The organism is Streptomyces sp. SID13726 (assembly GCF_010548375.1).
Classification (GTDB): Bacteria; Actinomycetota; Actinomycetes; order Streptomycetales; family Streptomycetaceae; genus Streptomyces.
On sequence record NZ_JAAGLY010000021.1, the window covers coordinates 21,812 to 44,871 of the forward strand.

At 70.8% G+C, this 23,060-nt stretch carries 16 protein-coding genes and 1 riboswitch; of the genes, 6 read left to right on the forward strand and 10 right to left on the reverse strand.

The window, feature by feature from the left end:
* Window positions 1-11: 11 nt before the first annotated feature.
* Entirely contained in the window at window positions 12-914 is a 903-nt protein-coding gene (locus G3I78_RS36830; RefSeq protein WP_164432936.1) for an LLM class flavin-dependent oxidoreductase, read from the forward strand.
* Between the two features lie 101 nt (window positions 915-1,015).
* Window positions 1,016-1,882, forward strand: coding sequence for a Cof-type HAD-IIB family hydrolase (locus G3I78_RS36835; protein ID WP_164432940.1), 867 nt, complete (start codon window positions 1,016-1,018; stop codon window positions 1,880-1,882).
* On the opposite strand, the gene G3I78_RS36840 is transcribed toward G3I78_RS36835, so the two are convergent.
* From G3I78_RS36840 to hisC, 6 genes are all read right to left on the reverse strand, one after another.
* A complete protein-coding gene (locus tag G3I78_RS36840; protein ID WP_164432942.1) occupies window positions 1,879-2,946 on the reverse strand; it encodes a M23 family metallopeptidase in 1,068 nt (355 codons plus the stop codon). The genes G3I78_RS36835 and G3I78_RS36840 overlap by 4 nt on opposite strands.
* Window positions 2,947-3,024: 78 nt before the next feature.
* A complete protein-coding gene (locus G3I78_RS36845) occupies window positions 3,025-4,683 on the reverse strand; it encodes a GAF domain-containing protein (RefSeq protein ID WP_164432944.1) in 1,659 nt (552 codons plus the stop codon).
* 73 nt (window positions 4,684-4,756) lie between these two features.
* On the reverse strand, window positions 4,757-8,263 hold the full coding sequence (gene cydD / locus G3I78_RS36850; RefSeq protein WP_164432952.1) for a thiol reductant ABC exporter subunit CydD: 3,507 nt from the start codon (window positions 8,261-8,263) through the stop codon (window positions 4,757-4,759).
* Between the two features lie 59 nt (window positions 8,264-8,322).
* Window positions 8,323-9,327 (reverse strand): cytochrome d ubiquinol oxidase subunit II, encoded by a 1,005-nt coding sequence (gene cydB / locus G3I78_RS36855; RefSeq protein WP_164432954.1) that lies wholly within the window; start codon window positions 9,325-9,327, stop codon window positions 8,323-8,325.
* Window positions 9,328-9,345: 18 nt separating this feature from the next.
* A complete protein-coding gene (locus tag G3I78_RS36860; protein WP_164432956.1) occupies window positions 9,346-10,854 on the reverse strand; it encodes a cytochrome ubiquinol oxidase subunit I in 1,509 nt (502 codons plus the stop codon).
* Window positions 10,855-11,009: 155 nt separating this feature from the next.
* Window positions 11,010-12,089: a histidinol-phosphate transaminase gene (gene hisC, locus G3I78_RS36865; protein ID WP_164432958.1), complete on the reverse strand. Its 1,080-nt coding sequence runs from the start codon at window positions 12,087-12,089 to the stop codon at window positions 11,010-11,012.
* 413 nt (window positions 12,090-12,502) lie between these two features.
* Between hisC and G3I78_RS36870 the strand changes: the two genes are divergently transcribed.
* From G3I78_RS36870 to G3I78_RS36880, 3 genes are all read left to right on the forward strand, one after another.
* Complete coding sequence (locus tag G3I78_RS36870; protein ID WP_164432960.1) at window positions 12,503-13,615, forward strand: LacI family DNA-binding transcriptional regulator; 1,113 nt, start codon at window positions 12,503-12,505, stop codon at window positions 13,613-13,615.
* 202 nt (window positions 13,616-13,817) lie between these two features.
* Window positions 13,818-14,882 carry a metallophosphoesterase gene (locus tag G3I78_RS36875; RefSeq protein WP_164432962.1) on the forward strand — a complete coding sequence of 355 codons (1,065 nt, stop codon included), beginning with the start codon at window positions 13,818-13,820 and terminating at the stop codon, window positions 14,880-14,882.
* Between the two features lie 193 nt (window positions 14,883-15,075).
* On the forward strand, window positions 15,076-15,942 hold the full coding sequence (locus G3I78_RS36880; protein WP_164432964.1) for a hypothetical protein: 867 nt from the start codon (window positions 15,076-15,078) through the stop codon (window positions 15,940-15,942).
* A gap of 72 nt (window positions 15,943-16,014) precedes the next feature.
* Here G3I78_RS36880 and G3I78_RS36885 read toward each other — a convergent pair whose 3' ends face one another.
* Together G3I78_RS36885 and thiC are read right to left on the reverse strand one after the other, a co-directional pair.
* Window positions 16,015-17,091, reverse strand: coding sequence for a hypothetical protein (locus G3I78_RS36885; protein ID WP_239158291.1), 1,077 nt, complete (start codon window positions 17,089-17,091; stop codon window positions 16,015-16,017).
* Window positions 17,092-17,101: 10 nt separating this feature from the next.
* Window positions 17,102-18,901, reverse strand: coding sequence for a phosphomethylpyrimidine synthase ThiC (gene thiC / locus G3I78_RS36890; RefSeq protein WP_164432966.1), 1,800 nt, complete (start codon window positions 18,899-18,901; stop codon window positions 17,102-17,104).
* Window positions 18,894-19,083: riboswitch (TPP riboswitch) on the reverse strand. It overlaps the preceding gene by 8 nt.
* Window positions 19,084-19,154: 71 nt before the next feature.
* Here thiC and G3I78_RS36895 point away from each other — a divergent pair.
* Window positions 19,155-21,065, forward strand: a complete 1,911-nt coding sequence (locus tag G3I78_RS36895; protein ID WP_164432968.1) for a YibE/F family protein — start codon at window positions 19,155-19,157, stop codon at window positions 21,063-21,065.
* Window positions 21,066-21,355: 290 nt separating this feature from the next.
* Here G3I78_RS36895 and G3I78_RS36900 read toward each other — a convergent pair whose 3' ends face one another.
* Together G3I78_RS36900 and G3I78_RS36905 are read right to left on the reverse strand one after the other, a co-directional pair.
* Window positions 21,356-21,793, reverse strand: a complete 438-nt coding sequence (locus G3I78_RS36900) for an SsgA family sporulation/cell division regulator (RefSeq protein WP_164432970.1) — start codon at window positions 21,791-21,793, stop codon at window positions 21,356-21,358.
* A gap of 99 nt (window positions 21,794-21,892) precedes the next feature.
* The gene (locus tag G3I78_RS36905; protein WP_164433104.1) at window positions 21,893-22,687 is read right to left on the reverse strand and encodes a helix-turn-helix domain-containing protein; all 795 of its coding nucleotides are present in this window, start codon (window positions 22,685-22,687) and stop codon (window positions 21,893-21,895) included.
* Window positions 22,688-23,060: the final 373 nt, after the last annotated feature.

The window sequence follows — 23,060 nt, forward strand, 5'->3', positions numbered from 1 at the left end:
CGCTCGGACACATGAGCCTGCGTCTGAGCACCGTGATCCTCCCGTACCGCCGCTGGAACGAGGGGGGCCGCGAGGCATGGCAGCGCGCGGAGCAGCTCGGCTTCCACACCGGATACACCTACGACCACCTGTCCTGGCGCACCTTCCGCGACGGCCCCTGGTTCGGCGCCGTCCCCACCCTGACCGGCGCCGCGGGCGTCACCGACCGGCTGCGCCTGGGCACCCTGGTGACCTCCCCGAACTTCCGGCACCCGGTGACCCTCGCCAAGGAACTGATCACCCTCGACGACATCTCCGGCGGCCGGGTCACCCTCGGCATCGGCGCGGGCGGCACCGGCTTCGACGCGACCGCGCTCGGCCAGGAGCCGTGGACCCCGCGCGAGCGCGCCGACCGGCTCGCCGAGTTCGTCCCGCTGCTGGACCGCCTGCTCACCGAGGACGCGGTGTCCTACGAGGGCGACTTCTATGCGGCGCACGAGGCCCGCAACATCCCCGGCTGCGTCCAGCGGCCCCGGCTGCCGTTCGCGGTGGCCGCCACCGGGCCGCGCGGACTGAGCCTCGCCGCACGCCACGCACAGGCGTGGGTCACCACCGGCGACCCGAAGCTGTACGAGAACGGCACCCCCGAGCAGTCGGTCCAGGCGCTCCGCGGGCAGATCGAGAAGCTCGCGGACGCCTGCGCGACGCTCGGCCGGGACGTGCACGGGCTGGACAAGATCCTGCTCACCGGTTTCACCCCGGACCGCGCCCGCCCGCTGGAGTCCCTGGACGCGTTCGTCGACTTCGCCGGCCGGCACCGGGAGCTCGGCTTCACCGAGCTCGTGATCCACTGGCCGATCCCCGACTCGGACTTCGCCGCGGACGAGAAGGTCTTCGAGCAGATCGCCATGGAGGCCCCGGCACAGCTGGGCTGAGACAGCGGTCCCGGGGCTGCCGGGACCGACCGCACGTCATCTATGTCTCACCTGTGCGGACACCCGCACGGCCGTGCGGGCATATGCGGGAGAATGAGGGGGTGACCTCAGCGACTCGACAGCCCGAGACCCCGGCCGCCGACATACCGCCGCGCCTGATCGCCACCGATCTCGACGGCACTCTGCTGCGCGACGACAAGTCGGTGTCCCCGCGCACGGTCGCGGCCCTCGCCGCCGCCGAGGAGGCGGGCATCGAGGTCTTCTTCGTCACCGGCCGCCCGGCCCGCTGGATGGACGTCGTCAGCGACCACGTCCACGGCCACGGCCTCGCCATCTGCGGCAACGGCGCCGCCGTGGTCGACCTGCACGGCGGCCCCGGCGCCCACCGGTTCGTGAAGGTACGCGAGCTGGCCCGGGACAACGCCCTGGACGCCGTACGCCTGCTGCGCGAGGCGGCGCCCGGCACGGTGTACGCGGTGGAGCAGACGTACGGCTTCCACCAGGAGCCGGACTATCCCAAGCTGCACATGGAGATCCCGGACCACCTCGCCCCGGCCGAGGAGCTGCTGGCGGACGACGGTCCCGGGGCCGACGAGCCGGTGCTGAAGATCCTCGCCTACCACCCCACGATCGACCCGGACGCCTTCCTCACCCTGTCCCGTCTCGCCATCGGCGACCGCGCCAACGTCACCCGGTCCAGCCCCAGCGCGCTGCTGGAGATCAGCGGCCCCGACGTCTCCAAGGCCAGCACCCTCGCCCTGTGCTGCGCCGAGCGCGGCATCTCGCACGAAGAGGTCGTCGCCTTCGGGGACATGCCGAACGACGTCGAGATGCTGACCTGGGCGGGACAGTCGTACGCCATGGGCAATGCCCACCCGGACGTGATCGCGGCGGCCTCGGGCCGGACCGTCGCCAACAATGACGACGGGGTGGCCGTGGTGATCGAGCAGCTGCTCGCGGCGCGCTAGCCGAGCGGCACCCCGCGGGCCGCGAGCCACGGCACCGGGTCCACCGCCGAGCCCAGCTCCGGGGTGACCCGTACCTCGAAGTGCAGATGCGGGCCGGTCGAGTTGCCGGACGTGCCGGACTGCCCGATCCACTGGCCGGGCGCGACCTGCTCGCCCTGGTCGACGGCGACGGCGGCGAGGTGGGCGTACTGCGTGTAGTAGCCGCCGGTGTGCTCGACGACGATCTCGATGCCGAAGGGGCCCCCGCAGGACACCTTCACCACCCGGCCCGCGCCCACCGCCCGCACCGGTGTCCCGATCGGCACCGCGAAGTCCTGCCCGGTGTGCCGGTTCGCCCAGCGCGCCCCGCCGCTGCCGAACCCCGCGGACAGCTCGTACACAGCCACCGGCGTGACCCACGGGCCCGCCGGTGCCTGCGGCGGCTGGTCCAGCCGTACGGCACCCCGGCAGGCTCCGGCGGCGACGGAGGCGTCGGCCTGGCCCTGCAACTGCCAGCGGGCCTCTTCCAGTTTCTGCTCGATGCCCTTCTTCAGCACGGCGAGTTCGGTGCCGCGCCGCTCCAGCGTCCGCCAGGCCGCGGCGGCCTTCGCCTCGTCCGCGGCGAGCCGTGCCTCGGCCCGGCGGCTCTTGTCGACCGCGTTGTTGACGGCCAGCGTCGTCCGGGAGAAGACGTGCTGACCCTGCATCAGCTCCTCGGGGTCGTCCGCGAGGAGCATCTGCGCGGTGATCGGCAGCCCGCCGCCGTCGCGGTACTGGGAGCGCGCGATCCGGCCCAGGTCCTCGTGCAGGACGGCGATCTCACGCCGCTCCCGGTCCAGGAGCTGCTCGAACCGCTGGGCCTGCGCCCGCTGTACCTCCGCCTCCAGACGGCCCGCCTCGTACTGCCGGGTCGCCAGGGCCGCGTCCTCGTACAGCCGGGCCACCTGGGCGCTGAGCCCCGGGTCACCGTCCTCGCGGCGGCCCGCGCCGTCGTCGTCGGCGGCGTCCGTGGGGCGGGCCGCCAGCACCGCCAGCGCGCACAGCAGCGCCGGAACGAGCAGCGGGTGACGGCGAGGTGATCGCATGTCAGCGATCCTGACCCGGGTCCCGCGGCCCGGTCCTGTTCAAGTCGTACGGCCGGGGGACACGTTGCTGCGGACGGGTCAGTGCGGCGCCTGCCACACGATCGTCGTGCCGCCGCCGTCCGGCCCGATTCCGGGACCGTGCCCGCTGTCCCCGCCGAGCGACTCCGCCCGCCGTCTCAGATTGCCGAGCCCGCTGCGCCGACCGCCCTCCGGAATGCCGACACCGTCGTCCGCGACGGACAGCCGTACCCCGGGCCGGCCGTCCGGCAGGGTCGCCGTCGCGTCGACGACGACGTCGATCCGGGAGGCCCCGGCGTGCCGGAAGGCGTTGGAGAGGGCCTCGCGCAGGGCCGCGACGAGGTTCTTGCCGGTGAGGTCGCCGACCACGCCGTCGACCGGGCCGACGAAGCGGTACGACGGCTTGAACCCGAGCGGCACGGCGGCCATGTTGATCTCGCGCAGCACCCGGGTGCGCAGTCCGGCGGGCGCCTCGGCCGGGCCCTGCTGGAGCGCGAAGATCGCCGTGCGGATCTCCTGGATGGTGGTGTCGAGGGCGTCGACCGCCTTGCCGACGCCGCCGCGCACCTCGGGCACGGCCGACCCGCGCTGTGCGCTCTCCAGCATCATCCCCGTCGCGAACAGCCGCTGGATGACCAGGTCGTGCAGGTCACGGGCGATCCGGTCGCGGTCCTCGTACACCGCGAGCCGCTCCCGGTCGCGCTGGGTCTGCGCCATCTTCAGCGCGAGCGCGGCCTGGGAGGCGAACTGGACGGCGAGGCCGCGCTCGGCCCGGCTGAACGGCCGCTCGCCGCGGGCGCGCGGGGTGACCAGGCTGCCCAGCACCCGGCCGTCGCTCTCCAGGGGCACCATCATGATCGGGCCGTAGCCGCGGGCGAGGCCGTTGGTCACCCGCGGGTCCGTGCTCGCGTCCTCGACGAACACGGCCTGCCCGTCGAGGAGTTCGGCGACGATCCCGCTGTCCGGCGGCACCACCGTGCCCAGCGCGTCCGACGGCTCGTCGGCGGCCACGGCGACGATCTCCAGACCTCCTTCGTCGGCGGGCAGCAGCACGATCCCGGCCGCCGACCCGGACAGCCTGCGGGCCTGTTCGGCCACGACCTGGAGGGCGTCGTCGGCGTCGCCACCGGACAGCAGGGCGGTGGTCACGGCGACCGAACCGTCGATCCAGCGCTCGCGCTGCTGCGCCGCCTCGTACAGCCGGGCGTTGCCGACGGCGATCCCCGCCTCCGCGGCCAGCACCCGGACCATGTTGAGGTCGTGGTCGTCGAACGGCCCGCCACTGTGCTTCTCCGCCAGATACAGGTTGCCGAACACCTCGCCCTGCACCCGGACGGGCAGCCCCAGGAAGGTGCGCATCGGGGGATGGTGCGTGGGGAATCCGCACGAGCGCGGATCCGCCGTCACCTCCGTGAGCCGCACCGGTTCCGGATCGCGGACGAGCGCCCCGAGCAGCCCCCTTCGTCCGTCCGGAGGCCGTCCGATGCGGCGGGCCGTCGCCTCGTCGACGCCGTGGTGGACGAAGTCGGCGAGCCCGTCGCCGTCCTCGTCGACGACCCCGATGGCCGCGTACCGGGCGCCGGTCAGCTCCGCCGCCGTCCCACAGATCCGGTCGAGTGTGGTGTGCAGCTCCAGGCCGCTGCCGACGGACCGCATCGCCTCCAGGAGCTGCGGCAGCTGTGCAGCCAGTTCGGTCGGCATTCCCTGAGGCGTGGACATGCCCTGAGCGTAATGAGTACTGATTGCCCCAGAAAGCCGAGTTGGGCCTTCAGAGCCCTCGCGCCGACCGGACTCAGCCCGCCGCCACCAGCAGCTCCGACTCCGCCTCCCGCTCGGCCATCCTCCGCAGCGGCCCCTCCACAACGGCCAACTCCGCGTAGGAGCCCCGCTGCACGACCCTTCCCTCGTCGAGTACGACCACCTCGTCCACCGACTCGAGACCCGCCAGCCGGTGCGTGATGAGGAGTGTCGTACGGCCCTCGGTGGCGGCCAGCAGATCGGCGGTGAGCGCGTCCGCGGTGGGCAGGTCGAGATGCTCGCCGGGCTCGTCCAGGACGAGGACCGGGAAGTCGGCCAGCAGCGCCCGGGCCAGCGCGAGCCGCTGGCGCTGACCGCCGGACAGCCATGCCCCGTGCTCGCCGACCAAAGTGTCGAGACCGTCGGGCAGGCCCTCGGCCCAGTCGAGCAGCCGGGCCCGCCGCAGCGCGTCCCGCAGTTCGTCCTCGGTCGCGTCCTTCCTGGCGAGGAGCAGGTTCTCGCGCACCGAGCTGTCGAAGAGGTGCGCGTCCTGCGCGCACAGCCCCACCAGCCGCCGTACGTCGTCGCCGTCCAGCCCGTAGGCGTCCACCCCGCCCAGGGTGTAGGTGCCGGCGTCCGCGTCCAGGAAGCGCAGCAGCACCTGCGTGAGCGTCGTCTTGCCGGAGCCGGACGCGCCGACCACGGCGACCCGGCGGCCTTCCGCGAGGGTCAGGTCGAGCCCTGCGAGGGCGTCCCGGTCCTGGCCCTCGTGCCGGGCTGTGAGGCCCTTGACCAGCACCGGGAACGGCGAGGCCGGTGCCTGCCGCGGCCGCTCCGGCTCGCGTACCGGCTCGGGCGCGTCCAGCACCTCGTACACGCGCTCGGCGCTCCTGCGCACCCGCTGGCGGTACTGCACGGCCAGGGGCAGTCCGAGGACGGCCTCGAAGGCGGCCAGCGGGGTGAGGACCACGACGGCCATGACGACCCCGCCGAGCCGTCCGGCGGCGACCGCCTGGGCGCCGACGAGGGCGGTGGCGGTGACGGTCAGGCCACAGACGAGGGCGGTGAGTCCGTCGCCGAGCGCGGTCGCGGTGGCGGCGCGCGAGGCGATCCGGGTGAGCACGCCGTCGGCCCGCCGCGCCTCGGCGGTACGGGCGGGCAGGGCTCCCGCGACGGTCAACTCGGCGGTCCCGGTGAGCAGATCGGTCACCCGGGTCGCCAGCTCACCGCGCGCGGGGGCGAGCCTGCGCTCCGCCCGGCGGGCCACGGCGGCGGTGACGAGCGGGACGCCGACCCCGGCCGCCAGGAGGCCCACGGCGAGTGCCGCACCGGCCTCGGGCAGCAGCCAGGCCGTGAAGGCCACGGAGGCGGCCGACACCCCGACAGCGGCACCGGCGGGCAGCAGCCAGCGCAGCCAGTAGTCCTGGAGGGCGTCCACGTCGGAGACCAGCCGTGAGAGCAGATCACCCCGGCGGGCCGTGCGCAGACCGGCGGGCGCCAGCCGTTCGAGCCGCCGGTAGACGGCGACCCGGGTGTCGGCGAGCATCCGCAGCACCGCGTCGTGCGACACCAGCCGCTCCGCGTACCGGAAGACGGCCCGACCGATACCGAAGGCCCTGGTCGCCGTCACGGCCACCATCAGATACAGCACCGGCGGCTGCTGCGAGGCCCTGGAGATCAGCCACCCCGAGGTGGCCATCAGCCCCACGGCACTGCCGAGGGCGAGGCTGCCGAGCAGCAGGGCGAGGGCAAGCCGGCCGCGCCGGGGACCGGACATGGCACGGACCCGGGCGAGGACGCCCCGCGCGTTCCCCGGCACCTCGGTCGTCCCGGGCGCCTCCGAGAAGGGGACGCCGTCCTCGGTCATACCGACCGGGGACGTGCGGGTGACGGCCTCCGCCAGAGCCGGAGCCGGTGCCGGTGCCGGTGCCGCGGGCTCCGCCAGCCGGACCACCCGGTCGGCCACCCCGAGCAGCGCCGGCCGGTGCACCACCAGCAGGACCGTCCGCCCGGCCGAGAGCCGCCGTACCGCCGCCACGACCTCCGCCTCGGTGGCCCCGTCGAGCGCCGCCGTCGGCTCGTCGAGGAGCAGCACCGGCCGGTCCGCGAGGAACGCCCGGGCCAGCGCGAGGCGTTGCCGCTGCCCGGCGGAGAGCCCGGTCCCGTCCTCGCCGAGCACGGTGTCGGTGCCCTGGGGGAGCGCGGTCACGAACTCCAGGGCCCCCGCGTCCGCCAACGCCCGCCGTACGGCGCTCTCGTCGGCGTCGGGGCGGGCCAGCCGTACGTTCTCGGCGATCGTCCCGGCGAACAGCTGCGGCCGCTGCGGCACCCACGCGATCCGCGAGTGCCACTCCTCCAGGTCGACCTCGTCAAGAGCGGCTCCCCCGATCCGGACCCGCCCCTCGGCCGGCCGGACGAAGCCCAGCAGGACGCTCAGCAGCGTCGACTTGCCCGCGCCGCTGGGGCCGACCAGCGCCACCGTCTCCCCGGGCGCCACCTCGAAGGACACGTCGGTGACGGCGTCCCCGGAACGCCCGGGGTAGCGGACCGTGACCTGCTCGAAGGCCAGCGCGCCGGCGGGCACCGCACCGGTCCCGGACGCCGGCACCGGTGTCTCCAGCACCGCGAAGATCTCCTCGGCGGCGGCCAGCCCCTCGGCCGCCGCGTGGTACTGCGCACCGACCTGACGCAGGGGGAGATACGCCTCGGGGGCCAGGATGAGGACGACCAGGCCGTCGTACAGGGTCATCTCGCCGTGGACGAGCCGCATGCCGATCGTCACCGCGACCAGCGCCACCGAGAGCGTGGACAGCAGTTCCAGGGCGAAGGAGGAGATGAAGGCGATCCGCAGGGTCCGCATGGTCGCCTGGCGGTACTCACCGGTGATGCGCCGGATCGAGTCGGCCTGCGCCTTGGCCCTGCCGAACACCTTCAGCGTCGGCAGCCCCGCGACCACGTCCAGGAAGTGCCCCGACAGCCGGGACAGCAGCCGCCACTGACGGTCCATCCGGGACTGGGTGGCCCAGCCGATCAGCACCATGAACACCGGGATGAGGGGCAGGGTGCCGACGATGATGGCCGCCGATACCCAGTCCTCGGTCACGATCCGCGCCAGCACCGCCACCGGCACGACGACCGCGAGGCCCAACTGCGGGAGATAGCGCGAGAAGTAGTCGTCGAGGGCGTCGACTCCCCTGGTGGCGAGAGCGACCAGCGATCCGGTCCGCTGCCCGCTCAGCCACCCGGGCCCCAGTGCCGTGGCCCGCTCCAGCAGCCGCCCCCGCAGCTCCGACTTCACGGCGGCGCTCGCGCGGTGTGCGGCGAGTTCCGTGAGCCATGAGACGAGGCCACGGCCGACGGCTACGGCCACCAACAACAGCAGGGGAGTGCGGAGTTCGGCGACCGAGAGGCTGTGCTGGAACGCGCCGACCACGATCTCGGCGATGAGCATCGCCTGGCCGATGACCAACAGGGCCCCGAGGGCGCCCAGGCCGACCACGGCCGCCAGGAAGAGCCGGGTGGCCCTGGCGTAACGGAGCAGACGCGGGTCGATCGGTTTCACGTGAAACACACCCTCTTCTCAAGGGGCATGTTTCACGTGAAACATGCCCCAACTCGGGCTCAGTGCGCGGCGTCGGCGATGTGCTGCGTGCCGATGCGCTTACGGAAGACCCAGTACGTCCAGCCCTGGTAGAGCATCACGACCGGCGTGGCGATCGCCGCGCACCACGTCATGATCTTCAGGGTGTAGGGGCTCGACGAGGCGTTGGTGACCGTGAGGCTCCAGTCCGCGTTGAGCGAGGACGGCATGACGTTCGGGAAGAGCGTCAGGAAGAGCATCGCGACGGCGGCCACGATGGTGACGCCGGACAGGGCGAACGACCAGCCCTCCCGCCCGGCCCGGTTGGCCACCAGGGCGACGACCAGCGCGGCCACGGCGACCACCAGCGCGACCAGGCTCTTGCCGTCTCCGTTGTCGGCCTGGGTCCACAGCAGGAAGACCAGCGCCAGCGCGGCGGTCACCACACCGACCCGGGTGGCCAGCTTCCGCGCGCGTTCCCGGATCTCACCGACGGTCTTGAGAGCCGTGAACACCGTGCCGTGGAAGGTGAACAGGGTCAGTGTCACCAGTCCGCCGAGGAGGGCGTACGGGTTGAGCAGGTCCCAGAAGCCGCCGACGTACTCGAAGTTCCGGTCGATCTTCACCCCGTGCACGATGTTGCCGAAGGCGACGCCCCACAGGAACGCGGGGATCAGCGAGGTCCAGAAGATCGCGGTCTCCCAGTTGCGCTGCCAGTTCTCCTCGGGCCGCTTGGCCCGGTACTCGAAGGCGACACCGCGGACGATCAGGCAGACCAGGATGACCAGCAGCGGCAGGTAGAAGCCGGAGAAGAGCGTGGCGTACCAGTCGGGGAACGCGGCGAAGGTCGCGCCGCCCGCCGAGAGCAGCCAGACCTCGTTGCCGTCCCAGACCGGACCGATGGTGTTGATCAGGACGCGCTTCTCGACCCGGTTGCGGGCCAGCAGCTTGGTGAGGACACCGACCCCGAAGTCGAAGCCCTCCAGGAAGAAGTAGCCGGTCCACAGGACGGCGATGAGCACGAACCAGACGTCGTGAAGTTCCATGACTCGCTCTCCCTCGGCCTAGTACGAGAAGGCCATCGGCTTGTCGGCGTCACGCGCGTCGCCGCCGATCTTCGTGGGCGGGTTGAGGTCGGCCTCGGTGAGCTCGGGCGGCCCGGCCTTGATGTACTTCGCCAGCAGCTTGACCTCGACGACCGCGAGGATGGCGTACAGGCTGGTGAAGACGATCATCGAGGTGAGGACCTCGGCCTGCGAGACACCGGGGGAGACCGCGTCCCGGGTCCGGAAGAGGCCGTAGACAACCCAGGGCTGACGGCCCATCTCGGTGAAGATCCAGCCCCAGGAGTTGGCGATCAGCGGGAAGGCCATGGTCCAGATCGCGACCAGCCAGTAGAGCCGGCCGAGCTTGGGGCTGAGGGCCTTGTTCCGGAAGAGGACCAGGTGCGGGACCTCGTCCTCGCCGACCCTGAGGTGCTGCGGCAGCAGGAACTTCTTGCGGGTCAGCCAGAGTCCGGCGATGCCGATGGCGAAGGACGCCATGCCGAAGCCGATCATCCAGCGGAACGCCCAGAAAGCGACGGGGATGTTGGGCCGGTAGTCGCCGGGACCGTACTTCTCCTGCTCGGCCTTGTTGGTGTCGTTGATGCCGGGGACGTAGGAGTTGAAGTCGTCGTCTGCGAGGAACGACAGCACACCGGGCACGGACAGCTCGACGGTGTTGTGGCCCTTGCTGACGTCTCCGTAGGCGAAGATCGAGAAGGGCGCGGAGTTCTGGCCGTCCCACAGGGCCTCGGCGGCGGCCATCTTCATCGGCTGCTGCTTGAACATGACCTTGCCGAGGGTGTCGCCGCTGATCGCGGTGAGCATGCCGGCGATGACCACGGTGATCAGGCCCAGCCGCAGCGAGCTCTTCATCACGGTGATGTGCTTCTTGCGGAACAGATGGAAGGCCGCGATGCCGACCATGAACGCGCCGCCGGTCAGGAAGGACGCGCTGAGCGTGTGGAAGGCCTGGGCGAGCGCGGTGTTCTGGGTCAGCACCAGCCAGAAGTCGGTGAGCTCGGCCCGGCCCCTCGCCTCGTTGATCCGGTAGCCGACCGGGTGCTGCATCCACGAGTTGGCCGCGAGGATGAAGTACGCCGACAGGATCGTGCCGATCGAGACCATCCAGATGCAGGCCAGGTGGATCCTCTTGGGCAGCTTGTCCCAGCCGAAGATCCACAGGCCGATGAAGGTGGACTCGAAGAAGAACGCGATCAGGGCCTCGAAGGCGAGTGGGGCGCCGAAGACGTCACCGACGAAGCGCGAGTAGGCGGACCAGTTCATGCCGAACTGGAACTCCTGCACGATGCCGGTGACCACACCCATCGCGATGTTGATCAGGAAGAGCTTGCCCCAGAACTTGGTGGCCTTGAGGTACTTCTCCTTCTCCGTGCGCACCCACGCGGTCTGCAGTCCGGCCGTGAGGGCGGCGAGCGAGATCGTCAGCGGGACGAAGAGGAAGTGGTAGACGGTGGTGATGCCGAACTGCCATCGCGCCAGGGTCTCCGGCGCCAGAGCCAGGTCCACGGTGCCGCTCCTTACTCACACGCTTGTGAAAGCGTTCACATTCACAAGCTAGTATGACGCACCTCTTTTCGACAAGGCGAAGGGGGGTCCCCCTCGCCACCGGGAACCCCCCTGTTAACCTGCCCTGACCAGCGCGAACGCGTGGCGGATGTGAGCTAGAGCTCCTTACGGAAGCCCTCCGTCACCTTCAGGAAGATGTCGTTCGCCTCGGTCTCCCCGATCGTCACCCGCACGCCCTCGCCCGGGAACGGCCGTACGACCACACCGTGCCGCTCGCAGGCCGCCGCGAAGTCGGCGGTGCGCTCCCCCAGCCGCAGCCACACGAAGTTGGCCTGGGTCTCGGGCACCGTCCAGCCCTGGGCGCGCAGCCCCTCGACCACGCGATTGCGCTCACAGACCAGCGAGCCGACCCGGCCCAGCAGTTCGTCCTCGGCGCGCAGCGAGGCGATCGCGGCCTCCTGCGCGAGCTGGCTGACGCCGAAGGGCACCGCCGTCTTGCGCAGTGCCGCCGCGACCGGCTCGTGGGCGATGGCGAAGCCGACCCGGAGTCCCGCGAGGCCGTACGCCTTGGAGAAGGTGCGCAGCACGCAGACGTTCGGGCGGGTGCGGTACAGCTCGACGCCGTCCGGCACCTCGGGGTCGCGGATGAACTCGCGGTAGGCCTCGTCGAGCACCACCAGCACATCGCTCGGCACCCGGTCGAGGAACCGTTCCAGCTCGGCCCGGCGCACGACCGTGCCCGTCGGGTTGTTGGGGTTGCAGACGAAGATCAGCCGGGTCCGGTCGGTGATCGCGTCGGCCATCGCGTCCAGGTCGTGCACATCACCCGGCGTCAGCGGCACCTTCACCGAGGTGGCACCGCTGATCTGCGTGATGATCGGGTACGCCTCGAAGGACCGCCAGGCGTAGATCACCTCGTCGCCGGGGCCCGAGGTCGCCTGGATCAGCTGCTGCGCGACGCCGACCGAGCCGGTGCCGGTGGCCAGGTGGGCGAGCGGGACGCCGAAGCGGTCGGAGAGCTCGTTCATCAGGCCCGTGCAGGCCATGTCCGGGTAGCGGTTGAACGAGGAGACGGCCGCCGTCACCGACTCCATCACGCCCGGCAGCGGCGGATACGGGTTCTCGTTGGAGGACAGCTTGTAGGCCACCGGACCACCGGCCGCGGCGGGCCTGCCGGGCTTGTAGGTGGGGATACCCTCCAGCTCGGCGCGCAGCTTGGGGCTCGTCTCGCTCACCGCAGTCCTCCTCATGACCACCGACTGGTGGCAGCCGGGCTTCCCATTACTCCTCACCTTATGAGGATCGGGCGCCACTGCGTACAGGTGAGGGCCAACCTCATCAGCCCCACTGGCATCACGGGCATCACCGTACGAAGTCAGACGAATCGGGGGGCGCGGTCACATATATCTATGCGCCGGTGGCTCGCGCCGTGGCGCGCGTCACCCGTGAAGGTGAGTTGAGACCTCTTCGAAACATCGGGGACTTGGCAGGCCCATGCGTGCCGACAAGTTACGTAGTGCCATTGGATCGTTTAACTGACACTGTTTCAAAGGCAGTTGATGCTAAATGACCTTGCAGAAACGTGCCTGTCAACGCGTGCATATGCGTCCGCCCTACCCCACCGCATGAGCCCTACTATCGGCTCGCCATGACAGCAGCAGGGAAGCACCAGGTGAGCCGCGCGGAAACCTCACGTCGAGGCAGTCGGCCGGGTCGGGCGGGCATCAGAGACGTGGCCGCCGCCGCCGGAGTCTCCATCACGACCGTCTCCGACGCCCTGAACGGCAAGGGCAGGCTCCCGGACGCCACCCGCCGCCATGTCCGTGAGGTCGCCGACCGGTTGGGCTACCGCCCCTCGGCCGCGGCCCGAACCCTCCGTACCGGCAAGTCGGGCCTCATCGGTCTGACCGTGACGACGTACGGGGATGAACCTTTCACCTTCACCGAGTTCGCGTACTTCGCCGAGATGGCGCGGGCCGCCACCTCGGCCGCGCTCGCCCGCGGCTACGCCCTCGTGATCCTGCCCGCGACCTCGCGCCACGACGTGTGGTCCAACGTCGCCCTGGACGGCACGGTCGTCATCGACCCGTCCGACCAGGACCCGGTCGTCAGCGAGCTGGTCCGGCAGGGGCTGCCGGTGGTCTCCGACGGCCGCCCGGCCGGCGCGCTGCCGGTCACCGCGTGGGTCGACAACGACCACGAGGCCGCCGTACTGGGCATCCTGGACCATCTGGCCGACGCCGGCGCCCGCCGCATCGGCCTGCTGACCGGGACGACGACGGACACGTACACGCATCTGTCGACCACCGCGTATCTGCGCTGGTGCGAGCGGGTGGGCCAGGACCCGGTCTACGAGGCCTACCCGGCGCACGACCCGTGTGCGGGCGCCGTCGCCGCCGACCGGCTGCTCGCCCGCCCGGACCGCCCCGACGCCGTCTACGGCCTGTTCGACCCCAACGGCACCGATCTGCTGGCCGCCGCCCGCCGCTACGGACTACGGGTCCCGGACGACCTGCTGATCGTGTGCTGCTCCGAGTCCACCGTGTACGCCAGCACCGAACCGCCCGTCACCACGCTCTCGCTGAAGCCGCGCCGTATCGGCACGGCCGTGGTCCAGCTCCTCATCGACGCCATCGAGGGGGTCGAATCGGACCAACCGGTCGAGCAGGTGATACCGACGGAGCTGATCGTGCGCACCTCGTCCCAGCGGCGGGCCCCGCGCACGACGGTCAGCCCGCCGCGGTCACCCGAGGAGCAGTAGCCGTGAGAGGGCCGGGCAGTGGTCGAAGCCCGGCCCAATCGGGGCGAATGCCGCGGTGAACAGGAGTCTTGCTCCGATTCACCACCCCTGGGTCATCACATGGCGCGATCCGCATTCCTATGATGGGCCCACGACACCGCGGGGCCGCTGCGACCAGGCAGTCCGAAGCGGTGCAGATGCGGCGCGATGGTGGAGGGGTCTGATGACTCAGGGGGCCGGTCAGGGACCCGAGGTGGAGCGCACTGCGGTGCTGCGCGACTTCCGGGTACCCGCGTACGTCAACGAGACCGGTCCGTACGGCCACAGCACGCACCCCGGGGACGTGATCCCCGCCCACGAGGAGACCTACCCGGAGGGGTACACCCCCACCGAGCAGGACCTGCCGGTCATCAACCCCGGTGAGGGACCCCAGGCGGCCGCCGACCCCGTGTCCAGGGAGGTGGACGGCCCCGGTCCGCTCTTCGTCGTGGGCGACGTCCACGGCTACCTCGACGAACTGCTGGCCGCGCTCCAGGAGAAGGGCCTCGTCGACGCGGCGGGCGAGTGGTGCGCCGGCACCGCCCGGCTCTGGTTCCTCGGCGACTTCACCGACCGCGGCCCCGACGGCATCGGCGTGATCGACCTCGTGATGCGGCTGTCCGCGGAGGCCGCCGCGGCCGGCGGCTACTGCAAGGCCCTCATGGGCAACCACGAGCTGCTGCTGATCGGCGCCAAGCGGTTCGGCGACACCCCCGTCAACTCCGGTGCGGGCACCGCCACCTTCCAGGCGGCCTGGCTGCTCAACGGCGGCCAGAAGACCGACATGGACCGCCTCCAGGACCACCACCTCCAGTGGATGTCCCGTCTCGACGCGGTCGAGCAGGTCGACGGCCATCTGCTCGTGCACTCCGACACCACCGCCTATCTCGACTACGGCGACTCGATCGAGGCGGTCAACGACACCGTCCGCGAGACCCTCACGCGCAACGACGCGGACGAGGTGTGGGATCTCTTCCGCAAGTTCACCAAGCGCTTCTCCTTCCGCGACGAGGGCGGCGCCGACCATGTGCGCTCCCTGCTCGATACGTACGGCGGCGCCCGCATCGTTCACGGGCACAGCCCGATTCCCTATCTGCTCGGCGAAGTGGGCTCCGAGGACGGCGAGGACGAATCGGGTCCGGTGGTCGAAGGACCGCACGTCTACGCCGACGGGCTGGCCATCGGGATGGACGGCGGGGTGACCATGGCCGGAAAACTGCTGGTCCAGCAACTGCCCCTGGATATCTGAGCGTTCCCGGGGCAGACGTCTCACCGTGCCGGACCGACCGGCGTGAGCGCAGGCCAGGGGCCAATTTCTGGAAACCCCCTGTCACCCTGTGCCGTCACCGCTCTACCATCTGGTTATCCGTAGCAGGCTCCCCTCCGTTTCTGCCCGACGGCTCGTTGGCATGCGAGCCCCAAGCCCTACGGAGCATCGGGGGATGCACATGAACAGCGTTCCGCAGCACCTGCTCAGTGAGGACCGCCAAGAGTACGAGCGGATCCTCGATGAGGCGCTGCGCTCCGCCCCACACCGTCCCGAACTGGCCGCTGTCGGACAGCGGCTGAATCCCGAACAGCTGCGCACCATGGCGCTCAACGCCACCGCGCTCATCACGGCGGCCGCGGCGACCGAGTACCAGCACTATGTGAAGGTCCGCGAGGAACAGCGCCGCCCGGCGCCGTCCACCCTGTCGTCCGTGCACGAACCCGGTCCCGCCGAGTCGAGTACGGGTGCGATGGGGCTCGCCACGGCCATGGGAGAGGTCGCCGAGACCACCGGCGCGGGCGCCGTCGCCGTCGCCGCGGTCCTGACGCCCGTCCTCGCCGGAATAGCCGCGGCGATCTTCCTGCTCGTGGGCTACATCCTCCAGATGCTCAACCCCGAGCCGGCGTTCGCCCACACCATGATCACCGTGGGATGGGTGTTCGGCGCCGTGACGGCGGCCGCGATCCTGGTCGCCGCCGTCGGACTGCTCCTCACCGCCCTGCGCAACCGGCCCTCCCTCGAAGCGGGTTACGGCGAGCTGAGCGAAGAGGTGGCACGCGCCAGGGACGCCTGGCACGACGCCCTGCTGGAGCGAGGCGTCCTGCCCTTCCTCCGGGAAGCGCTGACCGACCCCGGTACCGCCGCCGCGGTGCACCACACGGCACCGCCGGCGCCGAGCACCAGCCGTATGCCCAACCTGGGCTACGGCCGCCCCGGCTTCACCAGCCCCGACGACGGATCCTCGGGCTCCCGCCCGAGCTTCAGCAGTCCGGACTACACCAGCCCGGACTTCGGGGGGCCGGACCACAAGCCGGAGTGACGGTGCCGGATCAGCCCCTCGGCTTGCGTTCCCCTCGAAAGGAGCGCAAGCCGGATGTCCGGTCGGGGCGGATCACCGGGGCCGGTGTGGCTCTTCCGGAAGAGCGATGATCGCGATGCCGTCCGGCTGGGCCACTGCCAGGCGGATGCCGTCCGGGTGCAGGGCGGCAACGGGCGTCGGAATGTGAGTGACCCCGTAGCTGCCCTCTCTGCGGGGCACCTCCACGGTGGGCCATTCCGCCACCACCGCACCCGTCGTGACATCGATCAGCCGCGGATTCCCGTACAGGGAGACAACCGTGTCACCCCGGGCGATCAGAGTGCCGATGGTGAAATCGACCTTGTTGCGATGGATCCACCGCATCGCGGAGAGCGACCAGACGCCCAACTGCCGTGGGCCCAGGGCAGGCGTCTCCTCGTCGTCGAGAAACTCCTCCCCGGTCGCCACGGCCACGCGGTCACCGTCGAGCCAGCAGGCCGAGACGACCTCCGCGTCAATGCCCGGATCCATGGGCAGCACTCCATGGCCGTCGAGCACGGCAGGGGCCGTCAGCGCATCGGCCAGGTCGAAGACTTCGACGACTCCGTACGGATGCCACACCCAGCCGGCCGACAGCAGGTGTGTCCCGTCCGGGCTCACCGCCAGCCGCGAGTGGAAGACGTCCTTCGGCTGACGTTCACCACGGGTGAGCCGCTCTCCCGACTCCACGTCCTCGATCTCGAGGACGTTGTACTCCTCCGGGCAGTGGACCAGGACCTCGCGGCCGTCCGGCAACGCTCCGAGTGCGACCGGATAGTCGAAGTCAGCGGCGTGGTAGTCGCTGCGGTTCAGCTCACGGACGAGCCGATCACCGTCGAGCAGCAGCGCCTCGGTACCACGCTCGGCATGGACAACGGAGTACCGGCCGGACGGGGAGACGACACTCCGGTCGAAGGGAAACCCACGGCTGATCGAGGCACGCTCCACGCCGTCAGGGCCCCATCGGCGGCCCCCGCCCACCGCATCGACCAGATCGTCGCCGTCCCACGCCAGCGACTGCACCTCGGCCGTCACCTTCAGAACGATCAAGACTCCGCCCCCCTTCATCGCATCCCCGAACGCGCACGACGGCGCTGCCCCGAAGGCACCCGGCCTCCGGAACAGCGCCAATCTACGGACGTCAGTCCGCCAGCGGCAGGTACACGCGATTACCGCTCGCCGCGAACTCCTTCGACTTCTGGGCCATGCCCTCCTCGATCTCCTCCTGGCTGTCGCCGTGACGGCGGCGGATGTCCTGGGAGATCTTCATCGAGCAGAACTTCGGGCCGCACATCGAGCAGAAGTGGGCCGTCTTGGCCGGTTCGGCCGGGAGGGTCTCGTCGTGGAACTCACGGGCCGTGTCCGGGTCCAGGGCGAGGTTGAACTGGTCCTCCCAGCGGAACTCGAAGCGGGCGTCGGAGAGGGCGTCGTCCCATTCCTGGGCGCCCGGGTGGCCCTTGGCGAGGTCGGCCGCGTGGGCGGCGATCTTGTAGGTGATGACGCCGGTCTTGACGTCGTCCCGGTTGGGCAGGCCCAGGTGCTCCTTGGGCGTGACGTAGCAGAGCATCGCGGTGCCCCACCAGGCGATCATCGCGGCACCGATGCCGGAGGTGATGTGGTCGTAGGCCGGCGCGACGTCGGTGGTCAGCGGGCCCAGCGTGTAGAACGGCGCCTCCTCGCAGATCTCCTGCTGAAGGTCGATGTTCTCCTTGATCTTGTGCATCGGGACATGTCCCGGGCCCTCGATCATGGTCTGCACGTTGAAGCGCTTCGCGATGGTGTTGAGCTCCCCGAGCGTCCTCAACTCCGCGAACTGCGCCTCGTCGTTGGCGTCCGCGATCGACCCCGGGCGAAGGCCGTCACCGAGCGAGTACGTGACGTCGTAGGCGGCGAGGATCTCGCACAGTTCCTCGAAGTTCTCGTAGAGGAAGCTCTCCTTGTGGTGCGCCAGGCACCACGCCGCCATGATCGAACCGCCGCGCGAGACGATGCCGGTCTTGCGGTTCGCGGTCAGCGGGACGTACGGCAGCCGCACGCCCGCGTGGACCGTCATGTAGTCCACGCCCTGCTCGGCCTGCTCGATCACCGTGTCCTTGTAGATCTCCCAGGTCAGCTCCTCGGCCCGGCCGTCGACCTTCTCCAGCGCCTGATAGAGCGGCACCGTGCCGATGGGGACGGGGGAGTTGCGCAGCACCCACTCGCGGGTGGTGTGGATGTTGCGGCCCGTGGAGAGGTCCATGACCGTGTCGGCGCCCCACCGGGTCGCCCAGGTCATCTTCTCGACCTCCTCCTCGATGGAGGAGGTGACCGCGGAGTTGCCGATGTTGGCGTTGACCTTCACCAGGAACCGCTTGCCGATGATCATCGGCTCGATCTCCGGGTGGTTGACGTTGGCCGGCAGCACCGCGCGGCCCGCCGCGATCTCCTCGCGGACCACCTCGGCGGAGACGTTCTCCCGGACCGCCACGAACTCCATCTCGGGCGTGATCTCGCCCCGGCGCGCGTACGCGAGCTGCGTGACCGCGCCGCCGTCTCGGCTACGACGCGGAAGGCGCGGCCTGCCGGGGAACACCGCGTCGAGGTTGCGGAGGTTCCCGCCCCGCGGCGAGGTGTGCTTGATCCCGTCGTCCTCGGGGCGCACGGGACGGCCCGCGTACTCCTCGGTGTCCCCGCGTCCGATGATCCAGTTCTCCCGCAGCGGCACGAGGCCCCGGCGGACGTCCGTCTCGGTGAGCGGATCGGTGTACGGGCCCGAGGTGTCGTACAGCGTGACCGACTGCCCGTTGGTGAGGTGCACCTGACGGACCGGCACACGCAGATCGGGGCGCGAGCCCGCTGGGCCCGTCACGTATCCCTTGTGCCAGCCGATGGACTTCCCGGCCTCCGAGTCGACGGTGTCGCTCTGTTCGGAGGCAGGCGTGCGTGCGTCCTTGATGGTCATGAGACCTACTCCCTACGCCGGCATTACCCGGTAACAGGTTCAGCGGTCGACGCAGCGTTTCCCGTCCGCCGACGTTTCGTGGGGAACGTCACTCGCCAGAGATGACGTTCCACGTGAAACATCGCTGGGACGGAGGTCAGCGCCCTCTCAGCCCGGTGCTCCGAGCTCCCGCGTGTACAAAGGTGGCACCACGCTAGCGTCAATTCGGGCGCGGTGAACAGGGGGCCCCTTTCGTTCTTGCGATGATCGGGCGGTGACCTCGACACATCAGCCCCCGTACCCGCCTCCCGAGCCACCGCGCCGACCGGGTTCCGGAAACGGCCCGGGAGGCGGACCCGGATACGGCCCTGGGCGTGGCCCCGGCGACGGTTCCGCGGGCGGGCCCGCGACTGGTCGTATCGGCGGGCCTGTTGGTGGGGCCGGGGGTCCCGGTGGTCCCGGTGGTCGTGGTGGGCCTGGTGGTCCCGGTGGCTCAGGTGGCCCCTTCGGTGGTCCCGGAGACGGCGGGCGCGACGGCGGCTGGCACGAGCACGCGCACAGCGGCGGGCACGGCTACGGCCAGGGACACGGGCAGCAAGGGCATGGGCAGCGGGGACACGGCCAGCAGGGTCAGGGTGCCGGTCACGGTGGTCAGGTCGGCGACGGTGGCCACGGTGGCGGTCCCAGTGGGGGCGGCCGGGGTGGCGGTCCCGGTGGAGGCGGCCGGGGCGGCGACGGTCACGGACACGGTGACGGGCATGGTCATCACGATGACGGCCATGGGCACGGCCCCGACGGCGGCCACGGACACGGCGGCGGCCCCGGGACGGGCAGCGGCGGGCACGGTCACTCGCACAGTCACAGCCACGGCCCGGCGACCCCCGTCTCCAAGCACCTCCGCAAGGTCATCGGGGCGATCCTCATCCCGTTCGGCGTGGCCGTGGTCGTGGGGCTCGCGGTGCTGTGGCCCGGCGGGGCTCCGGCGCACGAGCGCACCGGGGTCGGCTTCGACCGGCAGACCCAGCAGGCCACCGTCAGCAAGGTCGTGAGCGTCAGCTGCAAGTCGGTGAACGCCTCGGGGGAGGCCCCGACCGGGGACACCTCCACCGCCGAGGGCTCCTCCGCCCAGCAGCAGGCGGACGGCACCTGCAAGAAGGCGACGATCCGGGTCGACACCGGCGACGACAAGGGCCGTACCTTCACGGAGATCGTCCAGCCCGACCAGTCGCGGCAGCTGCACGAGGGCGAGAAGGTCGTGGTCGCGTACGAGCCCTCGGCGCCCAGGGACCTCCAGTACTCGGTGACCGACGTCAACCGCAGGCTCCCGATGGGGCTGCTCGCCGGCATCTTCGCGCTCGCCGTCGTGATCGTCGGGCGGATGCGCGGAGTCATGGCCCTGGTCGCGCTGGCGGTCAGCTTCCTGCTGCTGAACTTCTTCGTACTGCCCGCGATCCTGCAGGGCTCGAACCCGCTGCTCGTGGCGGTGGTCGGGTCGAGCGCCATCATGCTGATCGCCCTCTACATGTGCCACGGGCTGTCGGCCAGAACCTCCGTCGCGGTACTGGGCACGCTGATCTCCCTGGTGCTGATCGGCGTCCTCGGCTCGCTGTTCATCGGCTGGGCCGCGCTCACCGGCAACACCGACGACAACACCGGGCTCATCCACGGGCTGTACCCGTCGATCGACATGAGCGGTCTGCTGCTCGCCGGCGTCATCATCGGCTCCCTCGGTGTCCTCGACGACGTAACGGTCACGCAGACCTCGGCGGTCTGGGAGCTGCACGAAGCCAACCCGACGATGGGCTGGCGGGGGCTGTATCGCGCCGGCATCCGGATCGGCCGTGACCACATCGCGTCCGTGGTCAACACGCTCGTCCTCGCCTACGCGGGCGCCGCGCTGCCGTTGCTGCTGCTCTTCTCGATCGCCCAGTCCAGCGTGGGGACCGTCGCCAACAGCGAGTTGGTCGCGGAGGAGATCGTGCGCACCCTGGTCGGCTCGATCGGCCTGGTCGCCTCGGTCCCGGTCACCACCGCCCTCGCGGCCCTGGTGGTCTCGGCGGACCGACCGGGCACGGAAACCACGGCATCGGCGACGCCCACTCCGGTACCGGCGACGAGCGCGAGCGCGGGCACGGCCGTGGCCCCGGGCAGGGGCGGCGGCAAGGGGCGTCGCCGGAGGCGCTGAGACGGTCGGGCCCGTCCCGGGAGGGGCGGCTCAGCTCAAGGGTCGGGGCTACGAGGGTCGGGACTACGAGGGGCGGGGCTGCAAGGGTCGGGACTACGAAGGTCGGGGCCGCAAGGGTCGGGGCTACGAGCTCAGAGCCGCGCAAGCCAGACGCCGGGCCCCGACGCGACTCGACCCGACGCAGCCCGACCCGACGCAACCGACCCGGCCCGAGCGGCTCCCGGCAGAAGCGTTCCTGCACCTACCCGACCCACAACAGAACGTCCCTCACGCCGCCTCACCCCAAGACGTCACCCCGCGCTCTGCTCCTCCGCAAGAATCCGGTCAAGCGCCTCGTCCAGATGGGTGCCGAAATCGGCCAACGCGGCCTCCTGCCCTAGCGGCACCAGCTTGTCCGTACGGTCGAGGAAAGCGATGATCGGCGCCGTCGACGAGCGGAACAGCGCCTGGTCGGCGCCGACCTGAAGCCTGATCAGCACGTCCCCCAGCAGATCGGAACCGGCGGGAGCGACCCGTACATCTCCCTCGCCGCACGGCCGACCGATCCCGTCGATCAGCAGCTCACGGCCGAAAGCCCAGGTCACCGGGGCGTCTCCCGGCAGATGGAAGGTCAGCCGGACGGCATAGGGATCACCGGCCTCGTAGCGCAGCTCCACCGGGATACGGAAGGAGAGCTCCTCCGACACGAGGAAGCTCATCATGACCTCTGCCTGTACTGACTCGCGCATCGCCTACCCCGTCATCTGCCTTCGCCTGGCCGGGAATCATCCCTCTGACACTGATGAAATCTTGCTGAAAGTACATGGCAGATCACAAGGAGTTAGTTTTCAGATACTGATAGAGATCGCGATCGACCCCACCAGAAGCCCGACTTCCTCTTGCAGTTGCTGGGCAGCGGCCAGCAACCGGTCCGCCTGATGCGCGGGCAGGGAGATGGCCATCGTTGCCGCAGCGTTACCCACCGTGATCGGAATCGCCGCGCACACCGTGCCCAGCGCGTACTCCTGACGCTCGATCACCGGTTCCATCCGCCCGGTCCGTTCGAGCCGCCGGAGCAGGCTGTGCTTGTCGCGCACGGTGTACGGGGTGATGGACTGCACGGGATAGCGGTCGAGGTGATCGCGCCGGGACTGCTCGTCGAGCTGGGCCAGCAGGCACTGGCCGATGGCGTGCGCGTGCCCGGTCTCCCGGAAGTCCGCCCACTCCACGACGGCCGGGTTGCCCGGGCTGTCGGAGACGCACACGACCTCGATCTCGCCGTCGCGGTACTGGGCGTAGTAGACCGGTACGCCGATCAGGTCCCGCCAGTGCGCGAGCGCCTCCACGACAGTGCTGCGACGTTTCTGCTGAGCCCCGCTGCTGCTCAGCCGCTCGGCCGCCTCCCCGAGGAAGAACAGGCCCTTGTCGCGGCGCAGATAGCCCTCGTGCACCAGAGTCCGCAGCAGGTGGTACGCCGTGGGCAGCGCGAGCCCGGTCTCACGGGCGAGTTGCTTGGCGGGCGCCCCGTGCGCGTGCTCCGCGACCGACTCCAGCAGACGCATCGCACGCTGGACGGACCCGATGAGGGTCGCGGAGTGCGGCTGCTCGGGCGGAGCGGCGGCGGGCGGTGCAGCGGGGGGCAGTACGCGGCGCTGTACGGGGGGTGTGGGCCGTACCGGAGCGGATGTCCGTCCGGAGGCGGACGGCTGTGCCGGAGCGGAGGCCGGTTCGGAAACGGAGGCCGACGCGGAAGCGGAAGTCGGTTCGGAAGCAGAGGCCGATGCGGAAGCGGAGGCCGGTCCAACAGCGGAGGCCGGTGCGGAAGCGGACGGCTGAACCGGAGCTGTCGGCTGCGCGGCCGTCGTCGCCGCGCGGGTGTCGAACTGGGCGGGTGCGGTGTCAGCCATGGCCAAGGGGCACTCCCGGAGCGCGAGGGGGCAGCCCGTGCGGGGGAACACGGGAGGGGGTGTACGCCGCTCACGGGGTCGTCCCCGCGTCGAGTTCCGGACTTTAACG

What these genes read in the sequence shown, in the direction of transcription:
- G3I78_RS36830 (WP_164432936.1), top strand. Translation starts at nt 12, where the DNA reads ATGAGCCTGCGTCTGAGCACCGTGATCCTCCCGTACCGCCGCTGGAAC.
- G3I78_RS36840 (WP_164432942.1), bottom strand. Translation starts at nt 2,946, where the DNA reads ATGCGATCACCTCGCCGTCACCCGCTGCTCGTTCCGGCGCTGCTGTGC.
- G3I78_RS36880 (WP_164432964.1), top strand. Translation starts at nt 15,076, where the DNA reads ATGCACATGAACAGCGTTCCGCAGCACCTGCTCAGTGAGGACCGCCAA.
- cydB (WP_164432954.1), bottom strand. Translation starts at nt 9,327, where the DNA reads ATGGAACTTCACGACGTCTGGTTCGTGCTCATCGCCGTCCTGTGGACC.
- G3I78_RS36845 (WP_164432944.1), bottom strand. Translation starts at nt 4,683, where the DNA reads ATGTCCACGCCTCAGGGAATGCCGACCGAACTGGCTGCACAGCTGCCG.
- G3I78_RS36875 (WP_164432962.1), top strand. Translation starts at nt 13,818, where the DNA reads ATGACTCAGGGGGCCGGTCAGGGACCCGAGGTGGAGCGCACTGCGGTG.
- G3I78_RS36900 (WP_164432970.1), bottom strand. Translation starts at nt 21,793, where the DNA reads ATGCGCGAGTCAGTACAGGCAGAGGTCATGATGAGCTTCCTCGTGTCG.
- G3I78_RS36870 (WP_164432960.1), top strand. Translation starts at nt 12,503, where the DNA reads ATGACAGCAGCAGGGAAGCACCAGGTGAGCCGCGCGGAAACCTCACGT.
- thiC (WP_164432966.1), bottom strand. Translation starts at nt 18,901, where the DNA reads ATGACCATCAAGGACGCACGCACGCCTGCCTCCGAACAGAGCGACACC.